Raw genomic sequence first — 14,825 nt, forward strand, 5'->3', positions numbered from 1 at the left:
CTCTCGACGTAAATTGCAATCTTTTAGCCGCGTAAAGTCTTCACCTGTGAGGGGACGGCAGTTTTCCCTACCATAACAAGCGAGATAATTGATTGGGTAGGGACACGATACTATCGTGCCTTCCAAGCTGTGGTGTAACTCTTTATAAAAGAGACTAATAGCTTTCTGAAAATTTGCGATCACGCCCTGTATTTTTTGTTTATCTTTGTAGATATAACCCCGTTTTACATAAGCATTTGTTTATCAAAAATAGAAAAATATGTCGTGTCCTGGCTAGTCAATCAACCCAAACCTGTTTCTCTGTCTCAATTACTAGACCATTTCCAATTATCGCCCTCAGCAGTATTGGATGCGATGCAATCCTTTCCACTCATCATGAATTTTTTCTGTCCAACGCGCCTCAAATAAATTCGTGAGAGCCAACCACATCAAAAAATCACGTAGGGCGGCTGGATATAAGACACAGGCATCATACACAACGGTTAACTTCGCCATGCATCAATATCCAATATTGAGTTCTTGTGCTTGTGCAGCAAGCTCATTCAGGATTTTCATTCGTTCGGCATCATTGCGATTTTTATAGTCCATCACATCTTGATAACGCATTCGATAAACTGTTCCCTCTCTCCAGTAAGGAATTTCTCCTGATTTCAGCAAGCTTAAAACCTGAGTGCGAGAAACACCTAGAATATCAGCCGCCTCATAGAGTTCCAGTTCTTTTCTAATAGCAGTTACCTTGACTGCATGTCCTTGACTCATCTGTGTCAATGTCTCAACTAACAGATGAAAGGCGGCGGCGGGAATCGTCACAGTCTCGCTTTTAGCATCTTCTTGCATCACTTGAATAGTGATAGGTTTTCCGTTGTTTTGAACATAAGATGCTAATAGTTGATAACTCGCTTGAGCAATATTCGCTTCTGCTTCAGTTGGTGGAATGGTTGGGGAGTTTTTTCCCGTAGAAAGTGTCATTATCTATACAGTAATCCTAGATAAATGGTAAACAAAAAGTTAAGTAAAAAGGCAACAGCCCTAATACCCGCTCAAGTTTAAAGTGGTCACCTCTAATGTACCCAAATCAACGCAACGGATCGCATGATTATTCGTATCAGCAATATAGAGACGAGCCGCGATCGCACTGACTCCAGAGGGCTCAGCAAACTCCGCCTCATGACTCTGACCGTCTCGGTGACCCGCTTGTCCGTTACCTAACAAAGTCTGACAGCTACCCGTACTCGGATCGACGCGCTTAATTTTGTGATTATAAGTATCTGCGACCCAGAGGTAATTTTGGGTATATTCCACCCCTAAACAGTGCTGGAGTCGTACCTCTGACTTTTGACCATCTTTATCGCCAAACTCAAACAGTTCACCACTGCCACAAATTGTCCGCACGGGTAAATTATTAATTAGACCCACTCCCCGAATCGAACTAACTTCACTATCAGCCACGTAGAGTTCTCGTCCATCGCTGGTAATCCCACTGGGTTGAGCAAAGGCGGCTTCATGGAGTGACCCATCTAAGCAAGCTTCTGCACCTGTCCCCGCATAAGTGCCAATCTCACCCGTTTCAAGCTGCATTTCCCAGATTTGATGGGAACCCGCCATCGCAATCAACAGGCGATTATCAGTGAGTGTTGATTGTTGATTGTTGATTGTTGATTGTTTATTGCTCAGATCCTAACGTTCACGATAGCCTCGTTCCCAATTTCCGCCTGGGGTTGAGTGTGTAGGGGCGGGTTTCACTACTATACTTTTCGGTTGTACCCAGATGTGACTAAACCCGCCCCGACTCAGGTATCTAGACTTTCCATGAAAAGTCAGCTACTCACCCCTCCCGTCCCCTTTCAAAAGGGGGAAACCAGAGGATGCGGGAGCTAGTCTTCGCATTATTTTTCAATCAGTTCGGGTAAGGTTGGTGGCAAGTCAGCATCAGGAACGACAGGCTTAATTTTTGGTGTTGGCGAGGGAGTTGGGGTTTCCTCCTCCGATGCAGGGGGTTCCGGAGGTAACGATTCATCGGGAGTTACCGATTTCTCTGTTCCCTCTTCTGGGGCTGTTTGGGTTGTCTGTGGATTCAATTCTGTGTCTTTTGGAATTACCTGGGATGGCTGTGAGGGCGTTTGTTGGGGTGGAGTTACAGGTTCTATATCCCCTTGAGGTTCTTCTGAGGATGTTTGAGTTTTATCCAAGGGTGTAGATGCTTCGGGTTCTGGCGGAGATTTGGTTTCCTCAGTCACGATATCCGAGGCTTCATCAGGAGTTTCTTGGGGTGGAGTTACAGGTTCTGTCTCTACTTGCGGTTCCTCTGAGGATGTTTGAGTTTTATCCAAGGGTGTAGATGCTTCGGGTTCTGGCGGAGATTCGGTTTCCTCAGTCACGATATCCGAGGCTTCATCAGGAGTTTCTTGGGGTGGAGTTACAGGTTCTGTCTCCACTTGCGGTTCTGGCGGCGACTCGGTTTCCTCTGGCAAAACCTCAGGTTCAGGTGACGGTGTTTCTAGTTCTTCTGGTTGTTCAGTGGATGGGGTTGGAGACACTTGGGGTTTTTGGAATCGTTCCCTGATGGTTTGATAGAAGCGATTGAAAAAGCCACGGGCTGGGGATTTTTCTGTCGATTTGACTTCAGGAGTTTCCAACTCTGTGGCTGAGGGGACGGTTGCATCTGGCGTAGCAGGTTCTACGACTGTGGGGGATTCTTTCCCTGTTTTGGTTTCAGGTATTGGTTTTTCTTCGACAGGTGTTTCGGATTCAGGGGCGGGAATTTCTGCGGGTATCTCCGGTTCAGCCGTTGGGGTTTGTTCAACAGGTGTTTCGGATTCAGGGGCGGGAACTTCTGCGGGTATCTCCGGTTCAGCCGTTGGGGTTTGTTCAACCGGAGTGGGAGACACGGAAGGTATCGGTGTTGGTTCGGCTTGAACTTTATAGTTGGGATCGATAATGCTACGGGCAACTTCAGTAGAGAGTTCGTTCCGCATTAACTGGGATAAGGTATCATTGCCCCCTGGCTGATAACTAATTAGCCGCGCTGTGTTATTGTAGGCGTTTTTAACCGGATTTCCTTGCTCATCCAGAAACTCTAACTGCACCCAGTTTTTACCGGGTTTAAAGCCGTTGAGATAAACAGACTGCCAGCGATCGAGGGTAAAACTTTCACCATTGATGGTGACGCGAATTTGCCAATCGACAATCTCGTCTTCTGGGTTTTCCTGGGCGACGAGGTGCAGGGGAGCATTCGTCAGGTAGTAGTCGATCAGAATAGGTTCAGCACCATAGCTGCCTAGGGGATGGTTGTAGGTTAAGAGCGGTAGGTTGGCTACCGGATTATTATCGTCAGTTTTGGTAAATACGTGAAAGGTGGTTTGAGCGTAGGCGCCTTCATTTTTAAAGCTTTCATGCCAAGGACGAGCGGCGAAAACTCTTAGGGTGTGGGTTCCGGGGGATAAGTCTTCCAGGATTAGGGATTTATCGACGGTGTAAACCGGAATATGAGACTGATTGTCAAGAATTACATTGAGATGAGGACCCATGTTTAATTCTGGGTTTTTGAACAGGGGTAAGTCCTGCACCTGGAATTGTACGGAGACGGTGGTGTCTTGGAGAATCTGATCCGGAGTGGGACTCAAGATGGTGACTTGAGGCTGATAGGTTTCTAAGCGGCGGTTCAGTTGCTGAATCACTGGGGGTGGGGCGACTTCTGAGAGTCGGCTAACTGGCTCGGTTGGCGGTGGGGCTTCCTCTTCAATGGGGGGTAAGGTTTCGGTGCTTTTGCCACATGCCACCAGTCCCACCATCAGCACTACCATCAGTACGACTGAACAAATTGCTTTTACTGTTTTCCACCAGAGATTCCTAGCCAACACACCATCTCCTCAACGAATTCTGCTCATTAGGAACTATAGCGAACAATGGCTCCTCTGGAGGGGCAGGGGAGCCATGTAGAGACTAGGCAGGTCTAGATGAACAATCAACAAAGAATCAATCTGAGATTAAACCCGCCTATTGTTTAGTTTTGTAAATTTTATCAATCAGACTCTTGACTTTTTTGGGAGTTTGCTCAAATCAAAACCCAAAGTAGACCTTGATTTGCTGAAATTTGAATTTTTGTTAAGTGCAGCCCAAGACTTCCTCCAGCAAGACCTATCATCAACAAAAGAACTTATCCCCTAGATTTCAAAGGGGATATCGTTTTTCCAGGAAAGTTACGCCAAAAGCGGTACTTTCCGCTAAATTGATAAAAAAGCAAACTTCCTTTTGGATATTTCTCGTTCCTTGTATAGAGAGGAGACTCCTGATGACAATCAGCCCTCCTGAGCGGGACACGAAGGCAAAGGTAACAGTTGATAAAGATCCCGTTCCTACTTCATTTGAGAAGTGGTCTAAACCGGGACATTTCGACCGTACCCTAGCCAAGGGACCAAAAACCACCACTTGGATTTGGAACCTACACGCGAACGCTCATGATTTCGATAGTCATACCAGTGACCTAGAAGATGTATCGCGCAAAATCTTTAGCGCTCACTTCGGTCACCTAGCGGTTATTTTTGTCTGGTTGAGCGGCATGTATTTCCATGGCGCTCGGTTTTCCAACTACGAAGCTTGGCTTACTGATCCAATCAATATCAAGCCAAGCGCTCAAGTAGTCTGGCCCATCGTGGGTCAAGACATTCTAAATGCGGATGTCGGTGGCGGGTTCCACGGCATTCAAATCACGTCAGGATTCTTCCAAATCTGGCGTGCATCTGGAATCACGAATGAATTCCAACTTTACTGCACCGCCATTGGTGGTCTAGTCATGGCAGCCCTGATGCTGTTTGCTGGCTGGTTCCACTACCACAAGCGGGCGCCCAAGTTGGAATGGTTCCAGAATGTAGAGTCCATGATGAACCACCACTTAGCTGGATTGTTAGGGTGTGGATCATTAGGTTGGGCGGGTCACCAGATTCACGTCTCTCTGCCGATCAACAAGCTACTGGATGCTGGGGTAGCTCCTGAGGATATTCCTCTCCCCCACGAGTTCATCCTGAACAAGAGCTTGATGGCAGAGTTGTATCCCAGTTTCGAGCAAGGGTTGAAGCCGTTCTTCACCCTGAACTGGGGGGCGTATTCTGACTTCCTCACCTTTAAAGGTGGGTTAAACCCAACCACAGGTGGATTGTGGCTCTCAGACACCGCGCATCACCACTTAGCGATCGCGGTTCTGTTTATCATCGCAGGTCACTTCTACCGGACGAACTGGGGAATTGGTCATAGCTTTAAGGAAGTTCTGGAAGCTCATAAAGGTCCCTTTACCGGTCAAGGTCACAAAGGGATGTATGAGATATTCACCACCTCCTGGCATGCTCAACTGTCCTGGAACTTAGCGCTGCTCGGTTCGCTGACCATTATCGTGGCGCATCATATGTACGCGATGCCTCCGTATCCGTACTTAGCCACCGATTATGGAACGCAATTGTCAATCTTTACCCACCACATGTGGATTGGTGCGTTCTGTATCGTTGGGGGTGCTGCTCACGCAGCAATCTTCATGGTGCGGGACTACGATCCGAATATTCATGTGGATAACCTGTTGGATCGGGTCATCCGTCACCGGGATGCGATTATTTCTCACCTGAACTGGGTTTGTATCTTCCTGGGCTTCCATAGCTTCGGTCTGTACGTTCACAACGACACGATGCGGGCTTTTGGTCGTCCTCAAGATATGTTCTCGGATACGGGGATTCAACTCCAACCGATCTTTGCTCAGTGGGTGCAACATTTGCATACCCTGGCTCCTGGCGGAACCGCTCCCAATGCCCTAGAACCTGTCAGCTACGCCTTTGGCGGTGGCATGGTTGCTGTGGGTGGCAAAGTGGCAATGATGCCGATCACCTTGGGAACGGCGGACTTTATGATCCACCATATTCACGCCTTCCAGATTCATGTCACCGCACTGATTCTGCTCAAAGGTGTGCTATATGCCCGGAACTCTCGGTTGATTCCTGACAAAGCCTCCCTGGGATTCCGCTTCCCCTGCGACGGTCCAGGTCGGGGTGGTACTTGCCAAGTATCGGCTTGGGATCACGTCTTCCTCGGTCTGTTCTGGATGTATAACTGCATCTCGATCGTGATTTTCCACTTTAGCTGGAAGATGCAGTCCGATGTTTGGGGAACGGTGGCGTCCGACGGTACCGTGTCTCATATCACGGGGGGTAACTTTGCCACCAGCGCAATTACGATTAACGGTTGGTTGCGTGACTTCCTGTGGGCGCAAGCCTCTCAGGTGATCAACTCCTACGGCACAGCGTTATCAGCCTATGGCATCCTGTTCTTAGGCGCTCACTTTGTCTGGGCATTCAGTTTGATGTTCCTGTTCAGTGGTCGCGGCTACTGGCAAGAGCTGATTGAGTCCATCGTTTGGGCGCATAATAAACTAAAAGTGGCTCCAGCGATTCAGCCTCGCGCTCTGAGCATTGTCCAGGGTCGGGCTGTAGGGGTAGCTCACTACCTCCTAGGAGGAATTGTCACCACTTGGGCATTCTTCCTGGCACGAATACTAGCAGTCGGATGACGGCTGTTTGAATCGATACCACTATAAAGCAGGACACCATGTCTTGCCTGTCTCGACCCTATACCAAACTGGAACTTCGGTTCCAGGGGGTCACCAAAGACAGAAAACGAGCAGCAAAAGCATAAGTCTCTGTAGGATTTCCTAACGAAAGACAGATGGCAACAAAATTTCCGAAATTTAGCCAGGATCTCGCTCAAGATCCGACAACACGTCGAATCTGGTACGGAATTGCCACCGCCCATGACTTTGAGAGCCATGATGGCATGACGGAGGAAAATCTTTATCAGAAGATTTTCGCCTCTCACTTCGGTCATCTTGCAATCATTTTCCTGTGGACCTCTGGCAGTCTGTTCCACGTCGCCTGGCAAGGCAACTTTGAACAGTGGATTAAAGATCCGCTCAACGTCCGTCCGATCGCCCACGCGATTTGGGACCCTCAATTCGGTCAACCGGCTGTTGATGCGTTTACTCAAGCCGGTGCGTCTAACCCTGTTGATATTGCTTACTCTGGGGTGTATCACTGGTGGTACACCGTAGGGATGCGGACAAATGGGGATCTGTATCAAGGGGCATTATTCCTCCTGGTGCTATCCGCCGTCTTCCTGTTTGCAGGTTGGCTGCACTTACAACCCAAGTTCCGTCCCAGCTTGGCTTGGTTTAAAAATGCTGAGTCTCGCCTAAACCACCACTTAGCGGGTCTGTTTGGGGTGAGTTCCTTAGCATGGACGGGTCACCTGGTTCACGTTGCGATTCCCGAAGCTCGGGGACAGCATGTGGGTTGGGATAACTTCCTGTCCGTCAAGCCACACCCAGCGGGTTTAGCTCCGTTTTTCACAGGAAACTGGGGGGTTTATGCCCAGAATCCAGATACAGCAAACCATATCTTTGGTACGTCCGAAGGTGCTGGCTCTGCGATTCTTACCTTCTTAGGTGGGTTCCATCCTCAGACTGAATCCCTGTGGCTGACCGACATTGCTCATCACCACCTAGCGATCGCTGTTCTGTTTATCATTGCAGGTCACATGTACCGGACAAACTTCGGTATAGGCCACAGCATGAAAGACATCATGGCAGCGCACAATCCCCCACCGGGAACCCCGTTTGGTGGCATTTTGGGTGAAGGTCACAAAGGAATCTACGACACCTATAACAACTCGCTGCACTTCCAGTTAGGCTGGCACTTGGCTTGCTTAGGGGTGGTTACCTCGCTGGTGGCGCAACACATGTATTCCTTGCCGCCTTATGCATTTATGGCGCGGGATTATACCACGCAGGCAGCGTTGTATACTCACCACCAATACATTGCGGGCTTCTTAATGGTTGGAGCCTTCGCCCACGGAGCAATCTTCCTGGTGCGGGACTACGACCCCGAAGCGAATAAGAACAATGTGTTGGCACGGGTATTAGATCACAAGGAAGCAATCATCTCTCACTTGAGCTGGGTTTCCTTGTTCCTCGGATTCCACACCTTAGGTCTCTATGTTCACAACGATGTGGTTGTGGCATTTGGCACGCCTGAAAAGCAAATTCTAATTGAGCCCGTTTTCGCTCAATGGATTCAAGCGGCTCACGGTAAGCTGCTCTATGGATTCGATACGCTGCTATCTAATCCAGATAGCATTGCGACTACGGCTTGGCCCAACTACGGGAACGTTTGGTTACCCGGTTGGTTAGATGCGATTAACGATGGTGGGAACTCCTTGTTCCTGACCATTGGTCCTGGTGACTTTTTAGTTCACCACGCGATCGCACTCGGTCTGCATACCACCACTTTGATTCTGGTCAAAGGTGCGTTGGATGCCCGTGGTTCTAAGCTGATGCCGGATAAAAAAGACTTCGGCTACAGCTTCCCCTGCGACGGTCCCGGTCGTGGCGGCACTTGCGATATCTCCGCTTGGGACTCTTTCTATCTAGCGATGTTCTGGATGCTGAATACCATTGGTTGGGTAACCTTCTACTGGCACTGGAAGCATCTGGGCATCTGGCAAGGCAACGTAGCTACGTTTAATCAGAACTCAACCTATCTGATGGGTTGGCTACGTGATTACCTCTGGCTGAACTCCTCTCAGCTAATTAACGGGTACAACCCGTATGGCACGAATAACCTGTCCGTTTGGGCTTGGATGTTCCTCTTAGGACACCTGATCTGGGCGACTGGCTTCATGTTCCTGATTAGCTGGCGTGGTTACTGGCAAGAACTGATTGAAACGTTGGTTTGGGCGCACGAGCGCACTCCTCTGGCGAACCTGGTTCGTTGGAAGGACAAGCCGGTTGCTCTGTCCATCGTTCAAGCTCGTGTGGTTGGTTTAGCTCACTTTACTGTGGGGTATATATTGACCTACGCGGCGTTTGTGATTGCCTCGACTGCGGGTAAGTTCGGTTAGCGAACTGAAGCCTTGTAGGTAATTAAATAAATCCCCTGCCTTCGGGTGGGGGATTTTTCGTTTAAGTAATTTCTTTTTTACTCCAGCGACTGGAAGTCACGGCTACACAAACAAAGTCCGCCTACGCGGACTTATATAGCAACCGCCATGGCTGTTAGGACACATCATTTATGTAGAGACCAAACATGGACGGTCTCTACAATGGTGCCGAACGTCCTAATCGATGTGTCTATTGCTATAAAGGATCTAGCTAACCCAGATGGGGTTGCACTTACACCAGGGAGAAGCTAAATGCATCATTCTATGCAGCTATGGCTTCAAAGTTGAAATTATCGGTTTTCCTCTTCTCTATTAGTGAAGCTGTATCATCAATTACCAAAAAAACTGTTTCTTGTTGCAATTCTGTTAGCAATTGGAGGATGAAGTCTTCTAACTTGGGAAGATGGTGCAGCAGTTCTGCCTCTGTCATCCAAACTTCGACTTCAAAAATTGACTCACTGATGAGGCGATAATCACTACTTTGATAGAAACCGACAAATTTTTTACAAATACTGCCCCCAAAACATTCACTCAATAGTTGGTTGGCTTGTTCCACATAAGCCGAAGTTTCCCAAGGAATATCAATATGAATGGTAGACGGAATTAACAGGCGAAGTTTATGGTTCATTATTTTGCAGATGCGAATTTTGGATGACGTTTTTAAAGTTTGGTCTACTTTCGCAGACAAATTTTTACCTGATAGTGGGACATTGACCGAGTTGAGAGTGTTGAGCAAATGTTGCGAAGTTGGTTCTTCTGCAAGGATTTGAGCAGTATGTTGTAAAGACATCAGTGTATCTCCTCAAAACGTTCCATTTGTTTCAAGCCTATCGAGGTTAGTGAGTTAATGTCCAGACGAAATAAATGTAAATAAGTCTTGATTTCTTATTCGCACTTAACCACAGTTATCGGCATTGTGAATATTTTTGAGTACAGTAGAAGTAAATCCATCTAATTACCACTCATGACTCAGCAACGCAGAAGAGGTTTTCTGGCTAGCCAAGATGGTTCGAGACATCTTGACAACAAAATGCGCGAAATGAGTTATACCCAAGAACGTCTAGCAACAGAGGCTGAGGTTGGTGAACAGCAGGTTAAAAATTTATTACATCCTCACTGGGGACGTAAAACTCAAAAAGACGCAATCCAGAAAATTGCCAAAGTTCTCCAGCTAGAACCCACAGATATCGTCGATCCCAATGATTGGTATCCACCTGTTCAAACCAGAGAGTCTACTGACTCGCTTGTCGTGAAACCGAGTCGTGAACGTTTAAGCACACTTCCAAATCAGAACCTACCCCCACAGGATAATAAATTCATCGGTCGTGAAAAAGAACTATGCGACTTGATGAGATACCTATCTGAGGATCATGCCGCTCCAATTATTACAGTAGATGGGATTGGTGGTGTTGGAAAGACGGCTTTAGTTGTAGAAGCAGCATATCGCTGTCTTGAGTACAGAGAATACGGAAATGCTAGGTCTGATAGTTCTACCCTTTCAAAAATCACTTGTGAAATCCCTTTATTTGATGCAATTATTTTTACCTCCGCCAAAGAAAATCAACTTTTACCAGACCGAATTTTAGATAAACTCACTTCTCAGCGTACACTCCAAGAAATTATGAGAAAAATTTCAATTACATTAGATGAGCCGTCAATCATGCATGAAAATGAGATAGAACGAATAAGGAAAAGACTCCGACAGCAAAAAGTTTTATTAATTATTGATAACCTGGAAACAATCGAAAATAAAAATAGAGTATTGTCTTTTCTTTACGAATTACCCAAAACTGTGAAATCAGTCATTACTACCCGTGAGCAAATAGGTGTTTGTTTTGTCCCTATTCACTTAGAGTCATTATCTAAACGGGAAAGTAAACAACTAATTCAGCAGCAAGCTGATGATAAAGGAATTTCTCTAACGAATGAGGATAAAAATAACCTGATTAAAGCTAGTGGAGGGATTCCTATTGTCATTATTTATACTATGGGTCGTTTAGCTATGAGCAACTCTCTCACAACAGTATTAGCAGACTTAAAAAGTAACCATAATGATGTAGCTCATTTTTGCTTTAAACAGTCAGTCGATGATCTCAAGAGGCAACATGAACATGCATATAGGTTACTGATGTCTATAGCCATCTTTCACAAATCACCTGATCGAGATGCAGTTGTTGAAGTTGCTGGACTCAGTACAGAACCAATGATTTCAATTAATAAGGGGTTAGAAAAACTGCAACAGATTTCTCTGATACGCCTTTACAAAGGACGTTATATAATGTTACCTTTGACCCGTGAGTATGCCTTAGCAGAATTACGCAAAAATCAAGAGTTTAAAAAAGAAGCTTTGAATCGATGGCTGGAATGGTATAAAAAATTTGCCAAAAAACATCATGAGCCAGAAAAAAAACCAGAGCGATTTTTCGCAGGGTACAATCGCTTACACGAAGAGTGGGAAAATCTTTTAGCTGTTCTTCGCTGGTGTAAAGATGAAGAACGTTATGAAGATGTTAAAGAACTCTGGTCATATTTGAATAACTATGCTAATCTCAGAGGTCATTGGCAAGATAGGCGATTCTGGCTTGGCTGGATTATTAAAGCATCTACATTAAGAGGGGAGCATAAGACTACTTTGGGAGCCAAGTCTCGTAAGGGACGAACATTATTACTGATGGGTAAACCCGATGACTTAGAAAACGCCGAGAAACTTTTATTGGAAGCGTGGGAATTACGCCAATACGGTGATTTTGATGATTTAGACTACTTAACAAATCACTTAGCTGGACTTTATCTTCGCTTAGAAAAGCCGGAAGAAGCACACAAGTGGTTGAACCGAGAACAGGAAATTCTGAATGATAAAAATTTGACGAACGAAAAGCGTATTGCTCATCAAATTTATATAGATAGAGAACGATCAGAAGTATTATTTGAGCAAGGTCGATATTCTCAAGCTCAAGCTCTTTGTAATCAGGTCATTCAAGAATCAGATAAAATAAAAAATCAACGCCAGAAAAATTACAGTCAAAAAATCCTAGCTGATATTGCTATTGCTGAAGGTGAATTCGATAAAGCTGAAAATCTTCTTTTCATTGGATTTGATGAAGTTAAAGCGGCTAAAGACAAACGTAGAACAGCCTATTATTTGGCTTCTTTTGCTAAGTTGGAAAAGGCTAGGTCAAATTTTAATAAAGCAAGAGAATATGCAAACAAAGCACATAATTATTTTATCGAGCTAGGTATGATACGAGATGCTAAAAAAGTCAAATTCTTGTTGAATTCCATAATTTGTAAATAGGGGTTGCTGAATAAATGTTGAACCCAAGGTCGTTTAACGCTAGTGGTGTTCAACCGAAGTGTATTGCGTCTACTCCTCTAAAATCTCAACCACATCCTCAATCATCACATCAAAGGTTCGAGCTAACTTATAAATCGCGGTAAAGTCTACCATTGACAACTCAGAACGGCGGGCATAGCTTTTGACCGTGTTGTACATCACGCCAGAACGGTCAGCAACCTCCTTGAGCGTCCAGCCTTTCTCAGCCGCCAGTTCTCGAATTTTCAGCCTGACTAAACCCATACTTGACTATCGGTGCAATTGCACCTTATGATAATTCCGATATATAAAGCGATCGCTCTTTCCGTCTGACAAACCTAAGAGCGATCGCGCCAATGTCCCATTAAATGGGAAGTATTTTCTATGTTATCAACACATACCACAAAAACGCCCATCCTTGTTAACCGATCCACAACTGAATCACAATTGCTACCTTGGAGAGAGTTGAGCCGCTACTCTTCCACAATCTCAACCATATCCTCAACCATCACATCAAAGGTTCGAGCTAGCTTCTGGACAGAAATAAAGTCAATCTTTGACATTCCAGGACAACGAGCATAATGTCTCACGGTGCTGTAAATTACACCGGAACGCTCAGACACTTCCTTGAGTGTCCACCTCTTCTCTTGTGCAAATTCTCGAACCTTAAGCCTGACTCGCCCCATACTTGACAAGTGATTGAGTGCCGTCATTTAATAGATTTATCGGAAAAAGCGATCGCTCTCCCCGTCGAGCAAACGCAAGAGCGATCGCACCAATATCCCATTACAAGGGAATGACTTACCATTGCAGGGGAATTACTTTCTATGTTATCAACAGATACCACAAAAACGCCCACCTTTGAAGCCTCAAAACTAAATTACAAATCCTCCACCCGTCACCCCCTGGCACGATTTGTCACCGTCGAGACAGTCGCCTTGCTGTTTAATCGCTCTCCTGACGAGATTTATCGCATTGAGTGCTGGCAGCATATCGTTTATGTTCACGGTAAAGGGTTGAGCCGATTCGTCAGCTACGCCGACTTTCCACCCATCCTGGAAGCTGAACCTCCCACTCATCAAGACATGGTGCGTTGGCGCAAGCGCTGGAAGTCTCGAATTGCTCCAGAGTTTTGGACAATATTCTATAGATATCAGTTCAACCGAGCCAAGAGTGAGTCGCAATTGCTAGCGTGGGGAGAATTTGTTGCTCTGGTGAAAGGATTGCTATCAACAGCCGCCTTGGAACACCTGCGCCAAGCCTACCAGCTAGAACAATACTGGTGGCGTCACTTTTGACGACTGAATCTGGCTCAACTCAGGAGAACAAGACGATGACCGATCAACGTGCGATCGCTCATCATCACCCAGCTATGACCACAGTGACAATTAGCCTCAACTCATAGTGGCTCTTCCGGACTTACTATGCCAAACTGTTAGTTAAAACGGCTCCAAATTTAGTTATACCGTGATTTTATGCCTCAACAGTCTAAGTTAACTCGAAATAACGCCCAAAATCTTTGCTAAGCAAGGATTTTGGGCGTCGTCTGAGGCAATTTAGCATAACAGGTACGGAAGAACCGTAATACTGAGCTTGACAAAGCTGTAGTTAAGCTGGGGGAAATAATTCAAAATGGGTTGATTTTTTTAGATAAATATGAAGTAAGCTTAAATCAAGAGATAAAAGAGGCTGAGACAAAAAAACAAGCTTTAATCGAGCAAATTGGTGAGTTGAGCGGACAAAGCGTCAGACTTGAGATTTTGACAAAAAAATGGATAACGGAACTAGATATACCTTTAAAAAAGGAGCTAAATAGTTCTTGGAATAAATGGATTCGTTTATCCTTATCTGATGATTTAAAGGAAAAGTCTAAGAAATGGAAATCTGACGGTGACGTAGTTTGGAAGCAAGAGAAAGTAGTTAAAGACTATACTGACAAATTTAAAGATGATTTAATAAATGCAATTATTGAGTGGGGTAAGCAAAACAAAAATAGCATAAATTTCAATTTTAAAATTTTAGATAATCAAATATTAAATGTATTAAAATCATTAGGCAATTCAAAACTATCTAGTATTAACCCTGAAAAGGTATTTGTTCAGCAACTTCCTTACGAATTTAAATTTAATGTGGATAAAACAGAAGGGTATGGCGATTTTTTACCCTGGATAGGTACTCTGTTTTTTATTGGGCGTATTTTTGGAAGTGATGATTCTATCCGAAATCAAATAAGAGAAGAAGTAATTAAAAAAGGTTTGGAGCAATTTTATAAAATTCAATCTACAATTTTTCAAAAATTTTACGAAACTGTTCCCCTAGCTTTTGAAACCAGAATTGAAATAGTCAAGGAAGTTATGGCTCAAGCAATCGATAGTGTGCAAGCAGACTTAGATAACCAAGATAAAGAATAAAAAAAAATACTTCTATCCTGTGAAGCTGAAAAAGCCTGGATCTACCAGAAGCGTCAGGAATTACACGACGTATCGGTAAGTTAGGCGTCAATCAAATTCAGCAATTGAACTCACTTATGCTTCAAGCCTTT

At 45.1% G+C, this 14,825-nt stretch carries 10 protein-coding genes and 2 pseudogenes; 5 read left to right on the forward strand and 7 right to left on the reverse strand.

From position 1 onward, the window contains the following. Positions 1-366 precede the first annotated feature (366 nt). The 4 genes and pseudogenes from RIG27_RS04730 to RIG27_RS04745 all read right to left on the reverse strand — a co-directional run. Positions 367-495: pseudogene (locus RIG27_RS04730) on the reverse strand (PIN domain-containing protein); the annotation flags it as partial. 3 nt (positions 496-498) lie between these two features. Continuing rightward, on the reverse strand, positions 499-969 hold the full coding sequence (locus RIG27_RS04735; RefSeq protein ID WP_446342919.1) for a helix-turn-helix domain-containing protein: 471 nt from the start codon (positions 967-969) through the stop codon (positions 499-501). Between the two features lie 60 nt (positions 970-1,029). After that, a pseudogene (locus tag RIG27_RS04740) lies at positions 1,030-1,623 on the reverse strand (thioredoxin-like domain-containing protein); the annotation flags it as partial. Positions 1,624-1,886: 263 nt separating this feature from the next. After that, a complete protein-coding gene (locus RIG27_RS04745) occupies positions 1,887-3,857 on the reverse strand; it encodes a hypothetical protein (protein WP_446342921.1) in 1,971 nt (656 codons plus the stop codon). A gap of 434 nt (positions 3,858-4,291) precedes the next feature. Here RIG27_RS04745 and psaA point away from each other — a divergent pair, with 434 nt between their 5' ends. Together psaA and psaB are read left to right on the forward strand one after the other, a co-directional pair. Beyond that, a complete protein-coding gene (gene psaA / locus RIG27_RS04750) occupies positions 4,292-6,547 on the forward strand; it encodes a photosystem I core protein PsaA (protein ID WP_446342923.1) in 2,256 nt (751 codons plus the stop codon). 155 nt (positions 6,548-6,702) lie between these two features. Further along, complete coding sequence (psaB, locus tag RIG27_RS04755; RefSeq protein ID WP_446342925.1) at positions 6,703-8,931, forward strand: photosystem I core protein PsaB; 2,229 nt, start codon at positions 6,703-6,705, stop codon at positions 8,929-8,931. A 301-nt stretch (positions 8,932-9,232) separates the two neighbouring features. Here the strand turns inward: psaB and RIG27_RS04760 are convergent, their stop codons facing one another. Continuing rightward, a complete protein-coding gene (locus RIG27_RS04760; protein ID WP_446342927.1) occupies positions 9,233-9,760 on the reverse strand; it encodes a hypothetical protein in 528 nt (175 codons plus the stop codon). Positions 9,761-9,934: 174 nt separating this feature from the next. Between RIG27_RS04760 and RIG27_RS04765 the strand changes: the two genes are divergently transcribed. Further along, positions 9,935-12,265 (forward strand): NB-ARC domain-containing protein, encoded by a 2,331-nt coding sequence (locus tag RIG27_RS04765; RefSeq protein WP_446342928.1) that lies wholly within the window; start codon positions 9,935-9,937, stop codon positions 12,263-12,265. Positions 12,266-12,334: 69 nt separating this feature from the next. On the opposite strand, the gene RIG27_RS04770 is transcribed toward RIG27_RS04765, so the two are convergent. Together RIG27_RS04770 and RIG27_RS04775 are read right to left on the reverse strand one after the other, a co-directional pair. Beyond that, on the reverse strand, positions 12,335-12,547 hold the full coding sequence (locus RIG27_RS04770) for a helix-turn-helix domain-containing protein (RefSeq protein WP_446342930.1): 213 nt from the start codon (positions 12,545-12,547) through the stop codon (positions 12,335-12,337). 209 nt (positions 12,548-12,756) lie between these two features. Beyond that, positions 12,757-12,969: a helix-turn-helix domain-containing protein gene (locus RIG27_RS04775; protein WP_446342977.1), complete on the reverse strand. Its 213-nt coding sequence runs from the start codon at positions 12,967-12,969 to the stop codon at positions 12,757-12,759. 141 nt (positions 12,970-13,110) lie between these two features. On the opposite strand from RIG27_RS04775, the gene RIG27_RS04780 reads away from it, so the two are divergent. After that, positions 13,111-13,581: a hypothetical protein gene (locus tag RIG27_RS04780; RefSeq protein WP_446342932.1), complete on the forward strand. Its 471-nt coding sequence runs from the start codon at positions 13,111-13,113 to the stop codon at positions 13,579-13,581. A gap of 339 nt (positions 13,582-13,920) precedes the next feature. Then, the gene (locus RIG27_RS04785; protein WP_446342934.1) at positions 13,921-14,694 is read left to right on the forward strand and encodes a hypothetical protein; all 774 of its coding nucleotides are present in this window, start codon (positions 13,921-13,923) and stop codon (positions 14,692-14,694) included. The last annotated feature ends 131 nt before the right edge of the window (positions 14,695-14,825 follow it).

Source organism: Coleofasciculus sp. F4-SAH-05 (genome assembly GCF_040222985.1).
GTDB classification, from domain to species: Bacteria; Cyanobacteriota; Cyanobacteriia; order Cyanobacteriales; family Coleofasciculaceae; genus Coleofasciculus; species Coleofasciculus chthonoplastes.

What these genes read in the sequence shown, in the direction of transcription:
- RIG27_RS04735 (WP_446342919.1), bottom strand. Translation starts at nt 969, where the DNA reads ATGACACTTTCTACGGGAAAAAACTCCCCAACCATTCCACCAACTGAA.
- psaA (WP_446342923.1), top strand. Translation starts at nt 4,292, where the DNA reads ATGACAATCAGCCCTCCTGAGCGGGACACGAAGGCAAAGGTAACAGTT.
- psaB (WP_446342925.1), top strand. Translation starts at nt 6,703, where the DNA reads ATGGCAACAAAATTTCCGAAATTTAGCCAGGATCTCGCTCAAGATCCG.
- RIG27_RS04760 (WP_446342927.1), bottom strand. Translation starts at nt 9,760, where the DNA reads ATGTCTTTACAACATACTGCTCAAATCCTTGCAGAAGAACCAACTTCG.
- RIG27_RS04765 (WP_446342928.1), top strand. Translation starts at nt 9,935, where the DNA reads ATGACTCAGCAACGCAGAAGAGGTTTTCTGGCTAGCCAAGATGGTTCG.
- RIG27_RS04770 (WP_446342930.1), bottom strand. Translation starts at nt 12,547, where the DNA reads ATGGGTTTAGTCAGGCTGAAAATTCGAGAACTGGCGGCTGAGAAAGGC.
- RIG27_RS04775 (WP_446342977.1), bottom strand. Translation starts at nt 12,969, where the DNA reads ATGGGGCGAGTCAGGCTTAAGGTTCGAGAATTTGCACAAGAGAAGAGG.
- RIG27_RS04780 (WP_446342932.1), top strand. Translation starts at nt 13,111, where the DNA reads ATGTTATCAACAGATACCACAAAAACGCCCACCTTTGAAGCCTCAAAA.